This is a genomic window from Sphingopyxis sp. MWB1 (assembly GCF_000763945.1).
Lineage (GTDB): Bacteria > Pseudomonadota > Alphaproteobacteria > Sphingomonadales > Sphingomonadaceae > Sphingopyxis.
Window position 1 is genome coordinate 103,809 of record NZ_JQFJ01000002.1, and the last position, 20,829, is coordinate 124,637.

18 protein-coding genes are annotated in these 20,829 nt (G+C 64.0%); 8 read left to right on the forward strand and 10 right to left on the reverse strand.

Features of this window, described 5'->3' with window-relative positions; genetic code table 11:
• On the reverse strand, window positions 1-789 hold the full coding sequence (locus tag JV18_RS0101310) for a uracil-DNA glycosylase family protein (protein ID WP_033073108.1): 789 nt from the start codon (window positions 787-789) through the stop codon (window positions 1-3).
• A 118-nt stretch (window positions 790-907) separates the two neighbouring features.
• On the opposite strand from JV18_RS0101310, the gene JV18_RS0101315 reads away from it, so the two are divergent.
• The 6 genes from JV18_RS0101315 to JV18_RS0101340 are packed head-to-tail and all read left to right on the forward strand — an operon-like array spanning window position 908 to window position 8,136.
• Window positions 908-2,563, forward strand: coding sequence for an electron transfer flavoprotein-ubiquinone oxidoreductase (locus JV18_RS0101315; protein WP_033074801.1), 1,656 nt, complete (start codon window positions 908-910; stop codon window positions 2,561-2,563).
• A gap of 16 nt (window positions 2,564-2,579) precedes the next feature.
• Complete coding sequence (locus JV18_RS0101320; RefSeq protein ID WP_235302712.1) at window positions 2,580-4,220, forward strand: tetratricopeptide repeat protein; 1,641 nt, start codon at window positions 2,580-2,582, stop codon at window positions 4,218-4,220.
• Window positions 4,217-5,095 (forward strand): 4-(cytidine 5'-diphospho)-2-C-methyl-D-erythritol kinase, encoded by an 879-nt coding sequence (locus JV18_RS0101325; RefSeq protein ID WP_235302714.1) that lies wholly within the window; start codon window positions 4,217-4,219, stop codon window positions 5,093-5,095. The genes JV18_RS0101320 and JV18_RS0101325 overlap by 4 nt, the downstream gene beginning before the upstream one ends.
• Window positions 5,092-5,823, forward strand: coding sequence for an N-formylglutamate amidohydrolase (locus JV18_RS0101330; RefSeq protein WP_033073109.1), 732 nt, complete (start codon window positions 5,092-5,094; stop codon window positions 5,821-5,823). Before JV18_RS0101325 ends, JV18_RS0101330 begins: the two co-directional genes overlap by 4 nt.
• 59 nt (window positions 5,824-5,882) lie before the next feature.
• Window positions 5,883-7,739: a dihydroxy-acid dehydratase gene (ilvD, locus tag JV18_RS0101335; RefSeq protein ID WP_033073110.1), complete on the forward strand. Its 1,857-nt coding sequence runs from the start codon at window positions 5,883-5,885 to the stop codon at window positions 7,737-7,739.
• Between the two features lies 1 nt (window position 7,740).
• Window positions 7,741-8,136, forward strand: a complete 396-nt coding sequence (locus JV18_RS0101340; protein ID WP_235302716.1) for a hypothetical protein — start codon at window positions 7,741-7,743, stop codon at window positions 8,134-8,136.
• 84 nt (window positions 8,137-8,220) lie between these two features.
• On the opposite strand, the gene JV18_RS0101345 is transcribed toward JV18_RS0101340, so the two are convergent.
• On the reverse strand, window positions 8,221-9,447 hold the full coding sequence (locus tag JV18_RS0101345) for a hypothetical protein (RefSeq protein ID WP_052071665.1): 1,227 nt from the start codon (window positions 9,445-9,447) through the stop codon (window positions 8,221-8,223).
• Window positions 9,448-9,650: 203 nt separating this feature from the next.
• Between JV18_RS0101345 and JV18_RS0101350 the strand changes: the two genes are divergently transcribed.
• Together JV18_RS0101350 and JV18_RS0101355 are read left to right on the forward strand one after the other, a co-directional pair.
• A complete protein-coding gene (locus tag JV18_RS0101350) occupies window positions 9,651-11,012 on the forward strand; it encodes an NAD(P)H-hydrate epimerase (RefSeq protein WP_033073111.1) in 1,362 nt (453 codons plus the stop codon).
• A gap of 1 nt (window position 11,013) precedes the next feature.
• A complete protein-coding gene (locus tag JV18_RS0101355) occupies window positions 11,014-12,216 on the forward strand; it encodes a class I SAM-dependent RNA methyltransferase (RefSeq protein ID WP_033073112.1) in 1,203 nt (400 codons plus the stop codon).
• Window positions 12,217-12,227: 11 nt separating this feature from the next.
• Here the strand turns inward: JV18_RS0101355 and JV18_RS0101360 are convergent, their stop codons facing one another.
• From JV18_RS0101360 to JV18_RS0101395, 8 genes are all read right to left on the reverse strand, one after another.
• Window positions 12,228-12,665, reverse strand: coding sequence for an MAPEG family protein (locus JV18_RS0101360; protein WP_033073113.1), 438 nt, complete (start codon window positions 12,663-12,665; stop codon window positions 12,228-12,230).
• 10 nt (window positions 12,666-12,675) lie between these two features.
• Window positions 12,676-13,107, reverse strand: coding sequence for an MAPEG family protein (locus tag JV18_RS0101365; protein WP_033073114.1), 432 nt, complete (start codon window positions 13,105-13,107; stop codon window positions 12,676-12,678).
• 122 nt (window positions 13,108-13,229) lie between these two features.
• Window positions 13,230-14,651 carry an alpha,alpha-trehalose-phosphate synthase (UDP-forming) gene (locus tag JV18_RS0101370; RefSeq protein ID WP_033073115.1) on the reverse strand — a complete coding sequence of 474 codons (1,422 nt, stop codon included), beginning with the start codon at window positions 14,649-14,651 and terminating at the stop codon, window positions 13,230-13,232.
• Window positions 14,648-16,441 (reverse strand): glycoside hydrolase family 15 protein, encoded by a 1,794-nt coding sequence (locus JV18_RS0101375; RefSeq protein WP_033073116.1) that lies wholly within the window; start codon window positions 16,439-16,441, stop codon window positions 14,648-14,650. The genes JV18_RS0101370 and JV18_RS0101375 overlap by 4 nt, the downstream gene beginning before the upstream one ends.
• Window positions 16,426-17,157, reverse strand: a complete 732-nt coding sequence (otsB, locus tag JV18_RS0101380) for a trehalose-phosphatase (protein WP_033073117.1) — start codon at window positions 17,155-17,157, stop codon at window positions 16,426-16,428. Before otsB ends, JV18_RS0101375 begins: the two co-directional genes overlap by 16 nt.
• A gap of 254 nt (window positions 17,158-17,411) precedes the next feature.
• The gene (locus JV18_RS0101385; protein ID WP_033073118.1) at window positions 17,412-18,608 is read right to left on the reverse strand and encodes a type III PLP-dependent enzyme; all 1,197 of its coding nucleotides are present in this window, start codon (window positions 18,606-18,608) and stop codon (window positions 17,412-17,414) included.
• 336 nt (window positions 18,609-18,944) lie between these two features.
• Complete coding sequence (locus JV18_RS0101390) at window positions 18,945-20,132, reverse strand: carboxynorspermidine decarboxylase (RefSeq protein WP_033073119.1); 1,188 nt, start codon at window positions 20,130-20,132, stop codon at window positions 18,945-18,947.
• An 86-nt stretch (window positions 20,133-20,218) separates the two neighbouring features.
• Complete coding sequence (locus JV18_RS0101395; RefSeq protein WP_033073120.1) at window positions 20,219-20,773, reverse strand: Crp/Fnr family transcriptional regulator; 555 nt, start codon at window positions 20,771-20,773, stop codon at window positions 20,219-20,221.
• Window positions 20,774-20,829: the final 56 nt, after the last annotated feature.

Here is a 20,829-nt window from a genome sequence, read left to right on the forward strand (position 1 = left end):
CTAACGTTCCCGGTTGAACAGTTTCAGGCTGTCCCAGGCCGCTGCCTTGTGCGCGGGCCGGGCAAGCAGCATCGCGGGATGCGCGACCGCCACACAGGCCATGCTGCCGCCATATTGGTTAATATCGAGTAATTTGCCGCGCGCCTCGGCCAACGGGGCGTCGGCGGCCATGCGCGTGATGTCGCCGCCGATGAGCAGCAGGCGCTGCGGCTTGGCCAGCGAGAGATGGTGGGCGAGCAGCCGTTGCAGTTCCGACCGCTCGGCGGCGGAGCAGCGTCCGCCCGGCGGGCGGGTCACCGCAAGGCTGGCGATATAGCATTCGCCGCGCGTCTGGCCGATGGCGGCCAGCATCGCGTCGAGCAGTGCCCCCGCCTTGCCCGCAAAAAGCTGTCCGTCGCGCTGGTCATCGAGTTCAGGCCAGGCGGTGAGCAGCATCAGCGGCGCGCCGGATTCGCCAACAGGCAGCACGCGGCGCGCATCCCATTGCGCGCCCGGTACATCAGGGTCCTTGGCGAGCCATTGCTGAAATTCGGTCCAATCGTCCGGAAAAATGACGGGGGCCTTGGGCGCCTTTGCTTCGGGCGCTTCGCGGGGTTGCAGCGCGGCGGGAAGCGGGGGCGGCGCAACCTCTTCTTCGATGACCGGCTTTTTCCTGCTTGCCGCAGCGTCATTGGCGGGCGGCGGCGTCAGCCAGCCTGCCGGCGTTTCGCCGACCAGCGCCTCGACGCCCGCCAGCGACCACCAGTCGCAAAGGCTTTGTGCAAGCCGTGCTGAACTTTGTCCGCCCATGAAAATGTTCAAACAGGCGGTTGACGGCCACGTCAATTGGCTGTCATCGCAATATCTGACAGAAGGAGTGCCGGGCGCGACGAACGCGAGGCACAGGGACGGCAGAAAGGTGTTTGACGTGAGCGAACGGGAATCGATGCCCTATGACGTGGTCATCGTCGGCGCGGGTCCGGCGGGGCTTTCGGCGGCGATCCGCCTCAAGCAGCTGGCGAATGAAGCGGGCAGCGAATTGTCGGTCTGTATCCTTGAAAAAGGGTCCGAGGTCGGCGCGCATATTCTTTCAGGAGCCGTGATCGACCCCAAGTCGCTTGACGAACTGCTTCCCGAATGGCGCGAGTCTGGCTGCCCGCTCGCCGAAGTGCCGGTGAACGATAATCAGCATTGGGTTCTGACGAAGAAAAAGAAATTCAGCCTACCCGAATTTATCTCGCCCGGTTTCATGCACAACAAGGGCACTTATACGGGCAGCCTCGGCAATTTGTGCCGCTGGCTCGCCGAACAGGCCGAAGGGCTAGGGGTCGAGATTTTTCCCGGATTTCCCGCGGCGGAAGTCCTTTATAACGAAGATGGGTCGGTCAAGGGCGTCGCAACGGGCGACATGGGTGTCGCACGCGACGGCAGCCACAAGGCCGACTATGCGCCGGGGCTCGAACTCCATGCGAAATATACTTTCTTTGGCGAAGGGGTGCGCGGCCATCTGACTAAGCAGCTCAAGCCCCAATTCGGCCTTGATGCCGATTGCGAGCCGCAGGTTTATGGTCTTGGTGTCAAGGAATTGTGGGATATCGACCCTGAACTTCATGCGCCGGGCCGCGTCATCCATACGCAGGGCTGGCCGCTCGATGAAAATTCGAACGGCGGCGGTTTCCTCTATCATCAGGCCAATGGCCAGGTGGCGCTGGGTTTTGTGACCTGGCTCAACTATCGCAATCCGCACACTTCGCCTTTTCAGGAAATGCAGAAGTGGAAGACGCATCCGGAGATTGCGAAAATCCTGAAGGGCGGCAAGCGCGTCTCCTATGGCGCGCGCGCGATCAGCGATGGTGGTTATCAGTCGGTGCCCAAGCTCGCTTTTCCGGGCGGCGCGCTGATCGGCGACAGCGCCGGTTTCCTGAACGTCCCGCGCATCAAGGGCACGCACACCGCGATGAAATCGGGCATGATGGCCGCCGAGGCCGCCTTTGCGGCGGTGACGGGCGGGCGGAGCGGCGACACGCTCGACGCCTATCAGGCCGCCTATGACGATAGCTGGGTCAAGAAGGAGCTGAGCGTCGTTCGCAACGTGCTGCCGCTCGTTGAAAAATATGGCGATCTGGCGGGCACCATCTTTGCGGGCATGACGATGTGGCTGGAAAATCTGGGTATTCGCGTGCCCTTCACGATGAAGCATCACCCGGACAATACGACGTTGTATCGCGCCGATATGATGCCCAAGCCCGATTATCCGAAGCCCGACGGCGTGCTGACCTTTGACCGGCTATCCTCGGTGTTCCTGTCGAACACCAATCATGAGGAAGACCAGCCCTGTCACTTGCAGCTGAAAGACCCGTCGATCCCGGTCGAATATAATCTGCCGCTCTATGACGAACCCGCGCAGCGCTATTGCCCGGCCGGCGTTTATGAAATCGTTGGCGAAGAAGAGGGCGATCCCAAATTGGTGATCAATGCGCAGAATTGCGTCCATTGCAAAACCTGCGATATCAAGGACCCGACCCAGAATATCAACTGGGTCACCCCCGAAGGCGGCGGAGGCCCCAATTACCCCAATATGTAAGATTGCCGTCACGACATTGGCCGCGCTGGCGCTGACCGCTGCTGGCGCGGCGCAAGCCGCGGAAAATAATCAGGCCGCCCTTCACGCGCTGGTGAAAGCGCGGCTGGCCGAAGAAGAGGGACGCCCGGCGGCGGCCCTTTCGGCGCTTTCCACGCTGGAAAAAGCAGCGCCGGGCTTGCCGGGGATCGACGGGCGATTGCTGGAACAGGCGATCAACGCGGGCGACCTGAAAATGGCAAAGGCCTCGGCCGAGCGACTGTGGCTTCGCGGTGAAGCGCGTTTCGATGTGCAGCTGGTGCTGATCGTCGATGCCATGCGCCGGTCCGACTGGAAGGCGGCGCAGGCCTATGTCGATCATCGGGGCGGCGCGCCCGGCAGTGAAGCGATGGCGCAGTTGATCAACCCTGTGCTCACCGGCTGGATCGGGGTGGGCGCACGGCGACCGCAACCCGAAAGCGCGCTGCGCGATACGACCGGTCCCGCCACTACGCGGCCTGAATTGCAGATCGAAACCGCGCTGATCCGCCTTGCCACAAAGCGACCGAAAGCTGCGGTTCCTATTGCGGACAAGGTGGCACTGGATGACCGGATGAGCCGTCTCATCGCCGCACGGCTTGCCGCGACGCTGGCCGACAGAGGGGAAGGCGAGGCAGCGGACCGGCTGCGCCAGCGGATAGCAGAGGCAGCAGGGCAGGATGACACCATGGGGATGCTGCCCGATCAGGTTATCGACAATCCGCGCCGGGGCAGCGCGCATTGGCTGGCGATGATCGGCGAGCTTTTTGCCCACACCCCCAATGGCGGGGGCGGACTGCCGATATTATTTACCCGCGCGGCCGTCTGGCTGGATGAAGAGGATTGGGCGGTGCGCGCGGCACTGGTCGAAGCGCTGGCGCGGGCCGAGCGCAGCGAAGCCGCCGTCGCCTTTCTGAACGAGCAAAAGGGCGGCCTACCCCCCGTGCTGCAAATGCGCCGCGCCGAATTAATGGCCGATGGGGGCAGGGTGGCAGAGGCCGTACGGATCGCCGAAGCGGTGGTTGCCCCCGCGGATACGCCGCGCAGCCTGTTGCTGCGCTTTGCCGACCTGGCGCGGCGCGGTGAAGATCCCGCCGTGGCCGCTCGCGCCTATCAGCGGCTCGACGCCGTGCTGGGCGAGGGGGCTGGGGATGCGGCGCTCCGTGCAATGCTGCTGATCGCCCGCGCCGATCTTAAATTGCGCGTCGATGACTGGGCGGGGGCAGAGCCGCTGATGGAACAGGCGCTGGTGCTGCGTCCCGGCGATGCGACCATCCTCAACTATGTTGGCTATTCGGCGCTGGAACGACGCAAGAATGTGGAACAGGCGCTGGCCCGGATCGAGGCGGCGTGGCAGCTGGAACCTGACAATGCCAGCATCACCGATTCGCTGGGCTGGGCCTATTTCTTGACCGGACGCGAGGAGGAGGCGGTGGCGCTGCTGGAAAAGGCGCAGCAGGGCGAACCCGATAATGGCGTGATTATTGAACATCTGGGCGATGCTTATTGGCGCGTGGGTCGCCGTTTTCAGGCGCGTTACAGCTGGCAGGCCGCCGCGCTGGTCGCCGATGATGAGCGGATGACCGCCCGTTTGGAAAGCAAATTGCGCGACGGGCTGACCCCGGCCACCGTGGCGCCATGACCGATCTCCACCTCGTAAATACGGCGGAGGGCGAGATGCACGCTACTGCATGGGCAAAGGTCAATCTGGCGCTGCATGTCCGCGCGCGCCGCGCCGATGGCTATCATGAGATTGAAACGCTGTTCGCCTTTGTTGATAGCGGCGACACCCTCACCGCGCGCGTGGCGGATTCCGACGCGCTGACGGTCGAGGGCCCTTTTGCCGAGGGGCTGGAAACCGGCGACGATAATCTGGTGCTGCGCGCGCTGCGCCTGCTGCGCCAGCATTTCGGCGAAGCGCGCGTGCCGCCTCTGGCGCTGCGGCTGGAGAAGAATCTGCCGGTCGCGGCCGGAATTGGCGGCGGATCGGCCGATGCCGCGGCGCTCGCGCGATTGGTGCGCGCGCATTTCCTGCCCGACACATCCGAAAGCGCGTTCGCCACGCTCGTCGGGACGCTGGGGGCCGACATCGCCGCCTGCGTCGCGAGCCGCAGCTGCCTTGGCCGCGGAACGGGCGCGACGCTCGCGCCCCTGCCCGGTGCGGGGGTTGGGGGCATGCCGATATTGCTCGTCAATCCGCGTCAGCGCGTGGCGACCGGCCCGGTTTTTGCCGCGTGGGACGGGATCGACCGCGGGCCGCTTTATATCGGCAGCGACTTGCGCGCCGAACTGATCGGCGCGCGCAATGATCTGCAGCGGCCCGCGACCGCCGAATGTCCCGCCATCGCCGATGTGCTGCTCGAATTGGGCGCGCTGGGGCCATGGCTCGCGCGGATGTCAGGATCGGGCGCGACTTGTTTCGCACTGTTCGATGCGCCAGCCCAGCGCGATGCGGCGGCGGCGACCTTGGCAGAATTACGCCCCGACTGGTGGCAGATGAAAGGAGTGTTACGATGAGCGAAGCATGGCGGCAGATTGGAACGCCGCGCGCCGGGGGAATTTTGCTGATCGGCGATCATGCTTCGGCCCATGTCCCCGATGACATTGAATTGGGGATCGACCCCGCCTTGCTTGCCGAACATATCGCCATCGACCTTGGCGTCGCCGAAGTCGCCGCGCTGCTGATCGAAGGCGGCGCGGTCGATGCCGCCATTTTGGGCGGCGTGTCGCGGCTCGTCGTCGATTGCAACCGTGAGGAAGAGGCGCCGGGGCTTATCCCCACGGTCAGCGATGGCCATGCCATCCCCGGCAATGCCCTCGATCAAGCGGGTCGCGAGGCGCGGCTGGCGCGCTTCTTCCGTCCCTATCATGCGTATATCGAGCAGGTGATTGCCGCCGCGCGGCCCGCGATGATCCTTTCGCTCCACAGCTTCACTCCCTCGCTCGCGAGCGACCCCGAACAGCAACGCCCATGGCAGGCCGGGGTGCTCTATAATGAGGATGGCCGGCTGGTGGCGGGGGCGATTGCGGCGCTGGAAGAATGCGGGCTGATCGTCGGCGACCAGCTTCCCTATTCGGGCAAGCTGCTCAACGCGACGATGAACCGTCATGCCGAGGCGAATAGCATCCCCTATGTCGGCATTGAAATGCGGCAGGATCAGGTGAGCGATGCCGATGGACAGCGCCGCTTTGCCGACTATCTGGCGCATATGTGCAAGAATGTGGCGTTGAAACTTCCCCAATAGCCGTGTAGACGCGCTTCCAGCACATAGTTTATGAAATAAAATTACTCGGAGCCTGTGAAATGCCTTCTTATCGTTCGCGCACGACGACCCATGGTCGCAATATGGCCGGTGCGCGCGGCCTGTGGCGCGCGACGGGGATGAAGGACAGCGATTTTGGCAAGCCGATCATCGCGGTGGTCAACAGCTTTACCCAGTTCGTGCCCGGCCATGTCCATCTGAAAGATCTGGGCCAGATGGTCGCGCGCGAGATTGAAGCGGCGGGCGGAGTCGCCAAGGAATTCAACACCATCGCGGTCGATGACGGCATCGCCATGGGCCATGACGGCATGCTCTACAGCCTGCCGAGCCGCGACCTGATCGCCGACAGCGTCGAATATATGGTCAATGCCCACTGCGCTGACGCGATGATCTGCATCTCCAATTGCGACAAGATCACCCCGGGCATGTTAATGGCGGCGATGCGGATCAACATTCCGGCGATCTTCGTCTCGGGCGGCCCGATGGAAGCGGGCAAGGTGGTGCTGAAGGGCAAGGAGGTTGCGCTCGACCTCGTCGATGCGATGGTCGCCGCCGCCGATGAAAGCTACAGCGATGCGGAAGTCGCGGCGATCGAGCAAAATGCCTGCCCGACCTGCGGGTCGTGCAGCGGCATGTTCACCGCCAATTCGATGAACTGCCTGACCGAAGCGCTGGGCCTCTCGCTCCCCGGCAACGGATCGCAGCTGGCGACCCACGCCGACCGCAAGCAATTATTCCTGCGCGTCGGCGCGATGATCGTCGAAATGTGCCGCCGCTATTATGAAGAAGATGATGAAAGCGTTCTGCCGCGCAACATCGCCAGCTTCGAAGCCTTTGAAAATGCGATGAGCCTCGACATTGCGATGGGCGGATCGACCAATACCGTGCTTCACTTGCTGGCTATGGCCCAGGAAGGCGGGATTGATTTCACCATGGCCGACATCGACCGCCTGTCGCGCCGGGTGCCGTGCCTGTCAAAGGTCGCCCCGGCGAAAAGCGATGTGCATATGGAGGATGTCCACCGCGCGGGCGGGATCATGGCGATTTTGGGCGAGCTCGAACGCGCCGGGCTGCTCCACGCGCATCTGCCGACGGTGCACAGCGCGACGCTGGGCGATGCGTTGAACAAATGGGACATCAGCCGCACCAATGATCCCGATGTCCAGAAATTCTACCTCGCCGCGCCGGGCGGGGTGCCGACACAGACTGCCTTCAGCCAGGACCGCCGCTGGGACAGCCTCGACCTCGACCGCGAAAATGGCGTCATCCGCTCGGCCGATCATGCGTTCAGCAAGGATGGCGGCCTCGCCGTCCTGTCGGGCAATATTGCGCGAGACGGCTGCATCGTCAAAACCGCGGGGGTCGATGAGAAAATATTGAAATTCTCCGGCCCCGCCAAGGTGTTCGAAAGCCAGGACGCTGCGGTCGCGGGCATTTTGACGGGGCAGGTGGTCGAGGGCGACGTCGTCGTCATCCGCTATGAAGGGCCAAAGGGCGGCCCCGGCATGCAGGAAATGCTCTATCCGACGAGCTATTTGAAGTCGAAGGGGCTGGGCGCGGCCTGCGCGCTGATCACCGACGGACGCTTTTCGGGCGGAACCTCAGGTCTGTCGATCGGCCATGTCTCGCCCGAAGCGGCCGAGGGCGGGGCGATCGGCCTCGTTGAAAATGGCGATCGGATCGAGATCGACATTCCCAACCGCAGCATCGAACTCATCATTTCCAGCGAAGAAATGGCGGCGCGCCGCGCGGCGATGGAAGCAAAGGGCGAGGCGGCGTGGCAGCCCGAAAAGCCCCGGCCGCGCAAGGTTTCGGTTGCACTTCAGGCCTATGCTGCGATGACAACCAGTGCGGCGCGCGGCGCTGTCAGGGATTTGTCGCAGCTTAAAAGGGGGTAAAGTGGCCGGATGGAAGGGGGCGGCGTGGATCGCGCCGATGTTGCTGCTGGCGGGGTGCGAACAGGCCCCTGATAACCAGACCTTGGCCGAAGCAGAGGCGCGCGGCGCACAGGCTGCGGCGGCCAATGGCCGCATCGACTGCGCGCTCGAAGGCGCCAAGCTGTTCGATCGCGATTGCAGTCTGCAGGAAATCTCGGGCCCCGAAGGCACGGTGCTCCTCGTCGGGCGTGACAATGTCGGCTATCGCCGCCTGCTCATCACCAAGGACGGGCGCGGCGTGATCGCGGCCGACGGCGCCGAAGAGGCGAAGGTGGCGATCGTTGGCGACGGGCTGATCGAAGTCACCGTCGGGCCCGACCGCTACCGCCTGCCCGCCAATACCGGGGGCGGGAAATAGGTGCCCCAAGGATAGGGCTGGAAGCGGCCCCGATCCTTGGGATCAGGGCCGCGTCATATCAGTTTAGCAACAATATCCCCGGCATTAGGGCGCAGGCACTTCCTCGCTTTCGCTGGCTTCGCTTGCCGCCGGGGTGGGGACAAGGTCGCTCACGCCGGGAAAGTCCATGCGCGTCATCACCTGTCCCGCGCAGCTATAGGTCGCGCCATTTTCGATCCTGGCCTCGACCATATTGGCCTCGGCATCCGGCTGAAACTGGGCGAGCGCCCCGCGCGCCGCCTCGAAATGGCGGGCATAGCCCATGCCGCTGAAGCGTTTGCCGGTGGAAAGGGACACGTCCACAAAGGGCGTGGCATCGGTGAAATAGTTGAATTTCCCGGCCTTCACCTCAAAAGCGGGGGCGCCGAAGCAATTGGTCGTATTGGCGGGCACCTTGGCGATGCTGTCGGTCTGCAAAATATACCAGCCCGGCGTCAGCTTGACGATCTGCAGCTCATAGGGCGCCTTTTTGTCCTTGCTGGCAACGCTGACAAAATAGGTGGTCCGGTCGCCTTTCTTCTTCCAGTCGCGCGGTTGATAGAAAAGATCGCCCTTGTCGCGGTCGAACCGCCGGATTTCGATCAGCGCGGACCGCCCCATGCTGCCTGCATCATTGCGACGAAAAGCCAGCACCAGAGCGCCTTCATCGTCGCCAAGCCTGACCGGTACAGCGGGATCGACCTTCTTGCCCAGATAAAGGCTGGGCGGCCTCGTGAGCGCGGCATCCATATTCAGCCGCTCGTCGGAAACCGGCGTGAAGTTGGTCATTTCGGTAATCTCGCCCTCAACCTCTTGCGCGCCGACCATCGTCGCAAAATAGCTGTCGCGTTCCTCGTCAGACAGCGCGGCGATTTTGGCCGCCTGTTCGGAGGGAAGCTCGACGAGGCGCCAGCCCTTGATCAGCAGGCAATTGCGGCGATTGGCGCGCCGCATCTGCCCCTCGACAATGGCTTTGCCGATGGCAGCGCCGATCCCCGAGGCGGCCCCGGCAGCCAGCGGGGACAGGGCGGAGTTATAGAGGTTCGGATCATATACCGGCACCGATCCCGCCGGGGTTTTGGACCCGCGCGCAATCATGCGGCAGGCTTGCCAATCGGCATCATATTCGGCGCGCGTTGCACCGGGTTTGTTATAAAAACGGCTGTCCTTCAAGTCACGGGCCGCATCCTTGGCGATTTCTTCCGCCGAATCGTCGCCCTTTTCACTTTCCTGCGCGCACAATGGTTGAACGAATAGGGCCGCAGCCGAGCAGCCCAGCAATATCTTCTTCATCTCTTCTTGTCCCCCAACGTCCCTCGATAAGCCGAGAGCCCCTCTTTGTCTGCCGCGCCGAAAAAAAATCGTCAATCGGCAAATAAACATAAAGTCACGCAGGCCAGATTTCTCAGTAAAATGAGCAGGGAAGGTCCGATGGACAGCCAAAAATCTTACGGCTCCGCCTTCTCACCTTTCCCCAAAAGGTCTAGGCTGGCGGCATGACCATCCCGGCCGGCGCCCCCATTTTGACGAGCGATGCGATGCGCGCGGCGGAGGCGGCGTGTGCGGAGTCGGGCCTCTCGCTCGCCGAGTTGATGGAGCGTGCGGGGGCGGCGGTGGCTGATCTGGCGTGGCGCATCGGCGCGGGGGCGCCGGTGCTGATCCTGTGCGGGCCGGGCAATAATGGCGGCGATGGCTATGTCGCGGCGCGGCGGCTTGCGGAACGCGGGGTGGCGGTGCGCGTTGCGGCGCTCGTCCCGCCCACAACCGACCTGGCGCGCGCCGCCCGGGCACGCTGGACGGGCGCGGTCGAGGCGCTGGCGCCGGGAATGAAGGGCGCGCCGCTGGTCGTCGATGCGCTGTTCGGCGTGGGTCTCAGCCGTCCGATTGCGAGCGAGCTTTCCAAGACACTGGAAGGTCTGGAAGCGCGGCGCATCCTCGCGGTCGATGTGCCGAGCGGGGTTGATGGCGATGGCGTCGAGCCTTGGCGCGCGCCGCTCAAGGCCGATGTCACGCTGGCGCTGGGCGCGCTCAAGCCCGCGCATGTACTGCTTCCCGCCGCGCGCGATTGCGGGACGGTGCGGCTCGCCAATATCGGCCTGTCCGCCGACGCCCGCTGGCAGAGCCTCCCTATCATCAAGCCCTCCGCTCCCGACGCGGCGGCGCACAAGTTCAGCCGCGGCATGCTACTGGTGCGCGGCGGCGCCATGCCCGGCGCAGCGGCACTGGCAGCCGGCGGCGCCGCACGCGCGGGCGCGGGCTATGTCGTGCTGAGCGGGGCCGGGGCGCAGGTGCCCTTTGCCGCGATCATCGCCGAGGATGGCGCGGCTTATGGCGCGCGGCTCGGCGACAAAAGGCTGGGCGCGGTGGTGATCGGTCCCGGCCATAACGCGGGCGCGGCGCTTGGCGCCGATGTCGCGGCGGCGCTGGACAGCGGCAAGGCGCTCGTCCTCGATGCCGCCGCGATAGAGGCCGCGCTGCCGCGACTGATCGACGAACGCGGCCAGCACCGTGCGATACTCACCCCGCATGAAGGCGAATTTGCGCGCGCCTTTCCCGGCCTCACGGGCAGCAAGATCGACCGCGCCTTGGCGGCAGCGGAACAGAGCGGCGCGGTCGTCATCTACAAGGGCGCCGACACGGTGATCGCCGCTCCCGATGGGCGGGTCGCGGCGGCATGGCCCGGAACCCCCTGGCTGGCGAGCGCGGGGACGGGCGATGTGCTCGCGGGGGCGTGCGGCGCAATGCTCGCGCGCGGGGAAGGGGCTTTCGACGCCGCGATGGCGGCGGTGCGCTGGCATATCGCGCGCGCGGCGCGTATAGGCCCCGGCCTTATCGCCGATGATCTGATTGGGACATGAGATGAATGACAGCGCGCTGATCGAGCGCATCGCCGCCCGCGGAGACGGGGTGACGGGCGATGGCCGCCATTTCGCGGGCACAGTGCCGGGGGACCGGATCGCTGCCGATGGCACAATCCTGCCCGGTCCCAATCGCGCCGAGCCTGTCTGCCGCCATTTCGGCAAGTGCGGCGGGTGCCAGCTTCAGCATGTGGCCGAAGCCGCGCTCGCCGATTTCGTCCGCGACCGGGTGGCGGGCGCGCTCGCCGCGCAAGAGGTTGAGGCGCAGGATATTTTGCCCGCGCATCTCTCGCCGCCGCAAAGCCGCCGCCGCGCGGCGCTGACCGCGCTCAAAACCGGCAAGCAGGTGGTGCTGGGCTTTAACGCCGCGCAGAGCAACCAGATTGTCGATATGCGCGAATGCCCGCTGCTGCGGCCCGAATTATTCGCGCTGGTCGCGCCCGTGCGGACGCTGCTGGCGCAAATCGCGCCGCAACGCCGCCCGGTAAAGGTCAAGATGCAGATGCTCGACCAGGGCGTCGAACTCATCCTCGAAGGCGTGCGGGCCGAGGGGCTGGACGCCGCCATGGCGCTCCAGGATTTCGCGGGCGCGCACAATCTCGCGCGCTTCGCGGTCGATCAGGGGGATGGGCTGGAAACGCTGTGGCAGCCCGAACCGCCGACGATGCGCTTTGGCGCCATCATGGTCGAGCCGCCGCCCTTTGCCTTTTTGCAGCCGACCGAAGCGGGGCAGGCCGCGCTGGTGAGCGCGGTGGAGGAGGCCATCGGCGATGCCGGCGCGGTCGCCGACCTGTTCGCGGGCGTCGGCACCTTTGCGCTGTCGGTCGCCGACGGGCGCAGAATCTATGCGGCGGAGGGCGCGCGCGATGCCATCGCCGCGCTCGCGGGCGCGGCGAACCGCGCGCAGGCGCTGGTCGCGACCGAGCATCGCGACCTGTTCCGCCGCCCGCTGGTCCCTGCCGAGCTTGACCGGTTCGGCGCGATCATCCTTGATCCGCCGCGCGCCGGGGCGGAAGAGCAGGTGAAACAGCTTGCCGCCTCCACCGCACCGGTCATCGCCTATGTCAGCTGCAACCCCGCGAGCTTTGCCCGCGATGCCAAGCGGCTGGTCGCGGGCGGCTATCGGCTCGACTGGGTGCGCCCCGTCGGCCAGTTCCGCTGGTCCACCCATGTGGAACTGGCCGCGCGTTTCAGCCGAAGCTGACGGCGGCGATCCTAGCCGCCAAAGACAAAGGCGCCGACCGTGCGAAGGCAGAGCGCCAGCAGGACGAGGCTCGCCAGCGCAAAGACCGAAAAGCGCCACAGCACCCGGTTCACCGTCACCTGAATCAGGCTGTGAACGATGCGCAGTGCGACATAGGCCCAGGCCAGCTGCGCGCTGATCCCGCCGCCCATACCGCCGATGGCGAGCGCCAGCGCGACGGCATAAAATACCGTCGGCTGTTCCATCAGATGATTGTAATTATGCGCTTTCCATTGGACCGAGGCGGGCAGCACGCCTTCCAGATTCTGCCCCGTTCCGCCGGTCGCCTGCCACACGTCGAGCTTAGCCTGCTTCATCGCGGGAATGCGGGTGGCGTAAAGCCACAGCCACATGATCATCGACCACAGCGCCAGAACGGCGACCGGCGCCAATATCGCCTGATTGTCCATCATCGCCCCCTCAGCCCAGCGTCGCGATCACGGCGAGCAGCGACAGGATGAACAGGCAGATGGTCGAAAGCAGGAAAATGCCAAAGCGGACGGGGACGCGGTTGACCGTCGCCTGCCAGAGGCTGTGGACGATCCGCAATATGACATAGGCCCAGGCGAGGCCGACGGTCAGGCCGGTCACCCCGCCCGCCAAATGCAGGAAGATGATCACGGCATAGAAAAGCGTCGGCTGTTCCAGCAGATGCGTATAATTATGCGACTTCCAATTGACATTGGGGGGCAGCACCCCTTCGAGGTCGGCGCCGCGTCCGCCCGGTGGGGCGGCCTTGAGATCGACCCCGGCCTTCGCCATCGCCGAAAAGCGGGTGGCTGCCACCCACAAAAGCATGATGAGGGTCCAGAGCGCCAGCACGGCACCCGGCGCAAGTAAGCTGTTCGACATAATTCCCCCTTTATTGTTACAGCGCCCCGTTGGGGTGCAGAAGGGGGATGCTAGGGCGCGCGTTGCAAGTTGCAACCGCCTATATCATCCAGCGCGGCGACGTTGGCGTCCGCTGGATAGGGTCAGGCCGCGGCGGGGGTCAGCGGGGCAGAGCTTTTCTGCGTCTCTTCCGGGGTCAGCGCGGTGATGAAATCATCAGCCCAGCCGAGCACGTCGGCGTCGCGCACGACGCGGTACAGCTTTTCCCAGCGTGCCTTGCGCTCGGCGAGCGGCATATGCAGAGCGGTCCATATCGCGCGCGTCACTTCTTCATGGTTGAGCGGGTTGACGAGCAAGGCGTCGGTCAACTGCTCCGCCGCCCCCGCAAAGCGCGAGAGGATCAGAACGCCGGGATCTTCGGGGTCCTGCGCCGCGACATATTCCTTGGCGACCAGATTCATGCCGTCGCGGATCGGCGTGACGAGGCCGATTTTGGCCGCGCGGTAAAAGCCGAAAAGCTCCGCCCGGCCAAAGCCCCGGTTCACATAACGAATGGGGACCAGATCGACGTCGGAATGCGCGCCATTGAACTGACCGGTCTTGCGTTCGAGAGTGGCGCGTATCTGGCGATAGGATTGCACATCCTCGCGCGATGGCGGCGCGATCTGGATATAAAGAAGCTGGTTCACCATATCCTCATGGCTGGCGAACAGTCGCTCCATCGCGTCGATGCGTTCGGGAAGCCCCTTGCTGTAATCGAGCCTGTCGACCCCGATCACCACCGTGCGGTTGCGCGCGCTACTTGCCAGCCGTTCATAGGCGCGCTTTGCTTCGTCGGTTTCGCCCAGCGCCAGAAATTCGCTGTGGTCGATGCCGATGGGAAAGGCGCGGGCGGTGGTCACATTGCCCTTGTGGCGAATGGTGCCGGTCGCCTCATCCACCTCGGCATGCAATTCCTTGCGGCAATAATGAAGGAAGCTTTCGAGCCATTCGACCGACTGAAAGCCGATGACGTCATAGTGCAGCATCGCCTCCACCAGCCGCTCATGATAGGGCAGCGATACGAGCAGACGCGCGGGCGGCCAGGGGATGTGCAGAAACAGCCCCAGCCGATTATCGAGACCGTGCGCGCGCAACCGTTCGCCCAGCGGCAGGAAATGATAATCCTGCACCCAGATGATGTCCTCTTCCTCGACCAGCGGGATCAGGCTGTTGGCAAATTGCTCATTAACCCGCTCATAGCCGCGCCCGAATTCATTCTCATATTCGGCCAGGTCAATGCGGTAATGGAACAACGGCCAGATCGTCCGATTGGCATAGCCATTATAATATTCCTCGACGTCATGGGGTTCGAGGTCGATGGTCGCGGTGGTGAAACCGTCGGCGCGCTGCATCGTCAACTGGCCGGTAAATTCATCGACTTCCTTGCCTGACCAGCCGAACCATATGCCGCCGCGCGCACGCAGCGCCCCGTTCATCGCGACGGCCAATCCCCCTTGCGCGCCCGCGGCGCCGCGACCTTTGGTGACAGACACACGATTGGAAACAACGATTAAACGGCTCATCGGACGGTATCCCAGCTGCGCGATAACAGCCCCGCGCAATTAATTATTCCTACGAGCGAATAAGTCTGGGGAAAGTTCCCCCACAGCTCGCCCGTTTCGAAATCCAGATCTTCGGAAAGCAGCCCCGAAGGGGTGCGATGCGCGAGCATGGTTTCGAACAATTGCCGCGCTTCCGTGGTGCGTCCGCAAAGATGGAGCGCCTCGATCAACCAGAATGTGCAGATGTTGAACGCCGTTTCGGGCTGGCCGAAATCATCTTCGCTGTCATAGCGTAGCATATGTTCGCCCCGGCGTAGTGCTTTTTCGATCGCGGCAAAGGTGGCCTGAAAGCGCGGATCATCGGCGCGGATGAAACGCAGCTCGACCATCTGGAGCAGGCTGGCGTCGAGATGGGCGTGGCCAAAGGCCGCGCCATAATGGCCCTCGGCCTCGCTCCACGCCTCGCGCTCGATGGTCGCGCGGATCGCGGCGGCGCGCTCGATCCACAATTTCTCGCGGTCCCTGCGCCCGATCCGTGCCGCCACATTGGCCAGTCGGTCGCACGCCGCCCAGCTCATCACCGCCGAATAGGTGTGGACAAGCTGCCGCGTGCGAAACTCCCACAGACCCGCGTCGGGCTGGTCGTGCATTTTCCACGCGACCTCGCCGACGCTTTCGAGGCTCTCGAAATCCCGTTCATCGGCAATGCGAAACAGCCGCTGGTCGAAAAAGCCCTGCGCGGTGGGCAGCACAATCTGGCCATAGGCGTCATGCTGCACCTGATGATAGGCGGCATTGCCGACGCGCACCGGTCCCATGCCGCGATAGCCGGGCAGATGATCGGCGGTGCTTTCGTCGAGTTCGGCGACCCCCATCACTGAATAAAGCGGCTGGATCTGCCCGCCCGCCGCGCGATCGACGATGTTTCGCAAATAGCCCAGATATTTTTCGAGCACATCGAGCGCGCCCAGCCGGTTGAGCGCCTGCACCGTGTAATAGGCGTCGCGTATCCAGCAATAGCGATAGTCCCAGTTGCGCTCACTATTGGGCGCTTCGGGGATGGAGGTCGTCAGCGCGGCGACAATCGCGCCCGTTTCCTCATGCTGGCAAAGCTTGAGCGTGATCGCGGCGCGGATTACCGCATCCTGCCAGTCCATCGGGGTTGCGAGGCCGCGCACCCAGCTGCGCCAGTAAAGGTCGGTGGCTTCTTCCATCGAGCGGACGGCCTCCAACACATTGCCGGTGAAGGGCTCGTCGGGTCCCAAGAAAAAATGCAGATCCTGCTCGACGCGAAAGGCCCGCCTTTCCATCACATAGCCGACGGGCGCATCGGTGGTCAGGCGAAGTGGCTGGGTGCCGACCAGATAGCGGATATGATTGGTGCCGCGCGTGGTTGGCGCCACCTCCGTCCCATAATCGCGCATCGGCGACAGGTTCATCTCCAGTCGCGGGTTGCCGGCGATGGGCCGAACAATGCGGACATAGGCGACGGGGCGATACATGCGGCCCGCGCGTTCGAAACGCGGACAGAAATCAATGACATCGACCGCGCTGCCATCCTCAGCCTCCAGTCGGGTAATCAAAATCGGGCTGTTGCGCCGATAATGCGGCGTTGCCTTGACCTGCCCCGCGAGACGAAAGCGCCAGACCCCCTGATGCTGTTGTTCGCCGCCCAGCAGTGCACAGAACACCGGGTCGCCATCGACGCGCGGCACGCATCCCCACACCAGGCCTGCCTCCCCATCGATCAGCGCGCTGACCTGGCAATTGCCGATGGGCCAGAGCGAGAGCGAAGTTACAGCGTCAGCCATTGATGCACCTCTGTCGGATTGTTCAGTCGATATCGGGCCGCGGTGGGCCGGTCGTGCCCCACCAATATGCCATAGCCGGCATCGGCGGAGGCGGCGGCAAAGCCATCCTCGTCGGTAATGTCGTCGCCGATAAAAATCGGTAGCGCGCCGTGAAAGGGCGCGCTCGTCATCAAGCTCGCCAGCGCCGCCCCCTTGTTCGCGCCGCGCGGCCCCAGTTCGACCACCATCTTGCCCCGCCGCTGCGCCAGCCCCTCGCGTCTTGCAATTGCTTCCATGACCTTAAAGACGGATGGCGCGGCATCGGGTTCCTGCCGGTAGTGAAGCGCGATGCCATGCGGCTTGGCTTCGAGCAGCAGGGCGGCGTGTGCACCCAGCAGCGCGTCGAGCTCGGCGCGGCTGGCGGCCGAGAGGACAAGATCGGGGCGATCCGCACCGCCGATCTCGGCCCCGTGCGAGCCGACGATCATCAGTCCCGGCACATCGAGATAAAGGCTGATATCGGCCACCGCGCGCCCGCTGACGATGGCAACGCGGCCCTCCAGCGCGGCGCACAGCGCCATCAGTCGCGCCGAAAGCTGATGGTCAACGGATATGCCGTCGGGCGTATCGGCAATCTCCACCAGAGTGCCGTCAAAATCGAGGAAAAGGGCGAGCGGATGCTGTGCCGCCAGCGCGTCGAGCGCCGGCGGGGGAGCGAGGTGCGTTCTATTGTGCATTGCGGCAAAAGCTAAGCCGCCTCAGCAGGATGTCAACCGCCGCTTGGAAAACGGCCCATATTCGCTGTCCACCCCAAGCCGTCACGCCTAAGCCGTTCCTCCCGAAACCGTCATTGCAAGCCCGGCATAGCCGGACGAAGCAATCCCCAGCCATCGTCCCTCAAGGAGCGCGGGCTGGAGATTGCGTCGTCGCCCGGACCAGTCCGGGCTCCTTGCAATGACAAATTTCGAAAGCGTCCTGGTGCCAACAGGCCTCAGAACAGCTTGGTCACCGTCGCGCTGCGGCGTTCCTGTTCCTCGACCTCGCCGGTGTAAAGGCTCGCCATCGGCTCATCCTTCACCACATGGGTTTCCTCGGCGCCAAAGCCGTTGAACTTGGTCCGCATCGCGCAGCCATAGGCGCCCAGCATCCCGATCTCGATAAAATCACCGGCCTTGATGTCGGCGGGCAGGTAAAAGGGGCCTGCCATATGGTCGAGATCGTCGCAGGTCGGGCCGTAAAAGCTGAACGGCACCAGCTCGACGCCCTCATCCTCTTCACGCTGCAGCGCGACGGGGAAGCGCCAGCCGACATGCGCGGCATCGAACAGCGCGCCATAGGCGCCGTCGTTGATATAAAGCTCGTCGCCGCGCCGCTTTTCCACGCGCACGATCAGCGAGCTATATTCGGCCGACAGCGCGCGGCCCGGCTCGCACCACAATTCCGCCGAATAGCTGATCGGCAGGCTTTCAAAGCTGCGGTGGATGGTGTCGAAATAGGCCTCCAGCGGGGGCGGCTCCATACCGGGATAGGAGGAAGGAAAGCCGCCGCCAACATCGACGATATCGACCGTGACCGATGCCGCGACAATCGCCGCGCGCACACGCTCCATCGCCTGGGCATAGGCATGGGGGGTCATCGCCTGGCTGCCGACATGGAAACAGATGCCAAGCGCGTCCGAAGCCTGGCGGGTCGCCATCAGCAATTCGGGCACATCTTCCGGCTCGGCGCCGAATTTGGCGGCAAGGCTCAGTTTCGAATGATCCGACGAAACGCGCAGGCGAACGAGCAGGTTGAGATCCTGCGCGCCTTCGGTCGCGCGGACGATCTTTTCCAGCTCTTCCATCGTGTCGAGCGAAAAGGTGCGGACGCCATATTTCCAATAGGCATCGGCAATCGCTTCCTCGGCCTTGACCGGGTGCATGAAGCACAGGGTCGCTTCTGGAAGCGTGCGCGCAACCAGCCGCACCTCGGCGATGGAGGCGACGTCATAATGGGTAACCCCGGCATCCCACAGGACGCGCAACAGGTCGGGCGAAGGATTGGCCTTCACCGCATAAAGAGTCGTTCCGGGAAAGCGATCGATAAAAAAACGCGCTGCGCGCCGCGCGGCATGCGGGCGGACAAGCGTGACAGGTTCGACCGGCGAAAGTGCCTGAATCAGCCCGTGGGCGCTATTGTGCTGGAGCAATGCAAGGGACCCCCAAAGGTTAAGTTAAACGACAAAGGCTGCCTTGCGGTTATTGGAAGTCCCCCTGGGGCAGCGGGGTGCGCATATATGGGCGGGGCCCCCCCCTGTAAAGACCCTTTCCGGGCCTTTTTCTGCGGAAATTTGCGGGGCCCGCGCCATGAAATAGCGAAAAAATGCCTGAAAACGGCAATTTGTGGCCCCGGCGGTTCGGGATGGGGGCAGGGGCGGGGGGATGTAACATGGGCGCCTCCTTTTGGCATCATCACTTTATGCGACGCCCCGCCCGCCCTTTTCGTTGCTTTTGCTGCGACGAGTCGCTGCCAAAGGAGCCAGGAATCAGCTCAGTCGCATCTTGAAATCCGCATAGTCAAACCGGCGTATCTCGGTCAGTTCGTCGCTTTCGCTGTCCCACAGCCAGATGGAGGGCAGGGGAACGCCGTTGAAGCTGTTGGTCTTGACCATTGAATAATGCGCCTGGTCCAGAAAGGCGAAGCGCTGGCCGACGCGCGCGCCGCCCGGCAGGCGGTAATCGCCGATCACATCGCCCGCGAGGCAGGACGGCCCGCCAAGCCGCACCGTGGGTCCTTCGGCTTCCTCGCCCAGCATCGCGGGGCGATAGGGGGCCTCGATCACATCGGGCATATGGCAGGTCGCCGAAATATCGGTGATGCCGATCGCGACGCCATTGTCGAACAGGTCGAGGATTTCGCCAACCAAAATGCCGGCGTCGAGCGCCACCGCCTCGCCGGGCTCGATCATCACCTCGCATCCGGTCGCCGCACGTACCTGTTTCAGAAAGGCGACCAGTTCATCGACCTGATAATCGGCGCGGGTGATATGATGGCCGCCGCCGAAGTTCAGCCACTTCAATTGCTTGAAAAAGGGACGCAGCATCGGCGCCACGGCCTTCCATGTGCGTTCCAGCGGCGGGAAATCCTGCTCGCACAGGCTGTGCATATGGATGCCGTCCACGCCTTCCATATGTTCGGGCAAAAGCTGGGTGATGGGAAAGCCCAGGCGGCTGCACGGTGCGGCGGGGTCATATTTGGCGACCTCGCCCTCACTGTGCATCGGATTGATCCGCAGGCCGATGTCAAAGCTTTCGCCGCCCGCGCGCAGTTCATCGAGCAGTGGGCGGAAACGGGCGAGCTGGCCGGGCGAATTGAAGATCAGATGATCGGACAGCCGCGCGATTTCCGGCAGGTCGTCGGCCTTGTAGCCCGCGCAATAGGTGGCAACCTCGCGGCTGCCATCCGCTCCCGTATATTCCTCGCGCCCCAGCCGTGCTTCATACAGACCTGAGGCGCACACCCCGTCCAGATAATCGGCCACGGTCGGGCCGAGCGACCACATGGAAAAGGCCTTGAGCGCGGCGAGCACCTTCGCCCCCGACGCATCGCCGACCTGCCGCAGCAGCGCCAGATTGGCGCGCACTTTCGCGGCATCGACGACAAAGGCGGGCGTCGGCACGCGCGAAAGATCAAATCGGGCAAAGGCTCCGGGGTCGCCGGCACGTGTTTCCATTGTCATAAGGTCCTGAAAAGGCCATCTTCGGCCAGATGAAATCGCTGCAAAAATAGGAAGATTGCCGCAATCGGCAAGGGGAAGCTTCAATCGGCGGCGGGGCCGATACGCTTTTTCAGGCGGCTGAGCGCGGGCGGGGTAATGCCGATATAGGCGGCGAGATCGGCCTGGCTGATCCGCGCCGCGAGCGGGCCAAGGCTTTCGAACGCGCGGCGATAGCGCGCCTCGGCGGGCAGGCAGAGCAATTCATATTCGCGCGCCTCCTTGCGCCGGGCATAGGCGGACAGAAAGGCGATGACGCCATTGGCCAGCGCCAGATCGCCGAGCGCCGCCGCCTCGACCCTGGCATAGGGCAGGGCGATCAGCGTCGCCGCTTCCAGCGCGATCAGGCTGAAGGTCGCCGCCCCTTCGCCACTCGCCGCGACCATGCTGCCGATCACCGCCCCCGCAGGGACAAAGCTTTTGACATGTTCGCGCCCGTCAGGCCGCAGATAATAAGCTTTGAGCAGGCCGCTCTGTACCAGAAACAGCCGGTCGCAATCCTCGCCCTGCCGGAAGAGATGCTCCCCCGCGCTCACCGCCAGCGCCGCGCCATTTTGCCGGATAAAGTCGTACAAGGGGGTCAACTTAACCTCGATCAATTACAGCGCGCCGCCGCCGGGCAAAGGGGCATTTCCCTTCAACAGCGAGACCCGGA

What these genes read in the sequence shown, in the direction of transcription:
- JV18_RS0101310 (WP_033073108.1), bottom strand. Translation starts at nt 789, where the DNA reads ATGGGCGGACAAAGTTCAGCACGGCTTGCACAAAGCCTTTGCGACTGG.
- JV18_RS0101325 (WP_235302714.1), top strand. Translation starts at nt 4,217, where the DNA reads ATGACCGATCTCCACCTCGTAAATACGGCGGAGGGCGAGATGCACGCT.
- JV18_RS0101330 (WP_033073109.1), top strand. Translation starts at nt 5,092, where the DNA reads ATGAGCGAAGCATGGCGGCAGATTGGAACGCCGCGCGCCGGGGGAATT.
- ilvD (WP_033073110.1), top strand. Translation starts at nt 5,883, where the DNA reads ATGCCTTCTTATCGTTCGCGCACGACGACCCATGGTCGCAATATGGCC.
- JV18_RS0101345 (WP_052071665.1), bottom strand. Translation starts at nt 9,447, where the DNA reads ATGAAGAAGATATTGCTGGGCTGCTCGGCTGCGGCCCTATTCGTTCAA.
- JV18_RS0101350 (WP_033073111.1), top strand. Translation starts at nt 9,651, where the DNA reads ATGACCATCCCGGCCGGCGCCCCCATTTTGACGAGCGATGCGATGCGC.
- JV18_RS0101355 (WP_033073112.1), top strand. Translation starts at nt 11,014, where the DNA reads ATGAATGACAGCGCGCTGATCGAGCGCATCGCCGCCCGCGGAGACGGG.
- JV18_RS0101360 (WP_033073113.1), bottom strand. Translation starts at nt 12,665, where the DNA reads ATGGACAATCAGGCGATATTGGCGCCGGTCGCCGTTCTGGCGCTGTGG.
- JV18_RS0101365 (WP_033073114.1), bottom strand. Translation starts at nt 13,107, where the DNA reads ATGTCGAACAGCTTACTTGCGCCGGGTGCCGTGCTGGCGCTCTGGACC.
- JV18_RS0101370 (WP_033073115.1), bottom strand. Translation starts at nt 14,651, where the DNA reads ATGAGCCGTTTAATCGTTGTTTCCAATCGTGTGTCTGTCACCAAAGGT.
- JV18_RS0101375 (WP_033073116.1), bottom strand. Translation starts at nt 16,441, where the DNA reads ATGGCTGACGCTGTAACTTCGCTCTCGCTCTGGCCCATCGGCAATTGC.
- otsB (WP_033073117.1), bottom strand. Translation starts at nt 17,157, where the DNA reads ATGCACAATAGAACGCACCTCGCTCCCCCGCCGGCGCTCGACGCGCTG.
- JV18_RS0101390 (WP_033073119.1), bottom strand. Translation starts at nt 20,132, where the DNA reads ATGGAAACACGTGCCGGCGACCCCGGAGCCTTTGCCCGATTTGATCTT.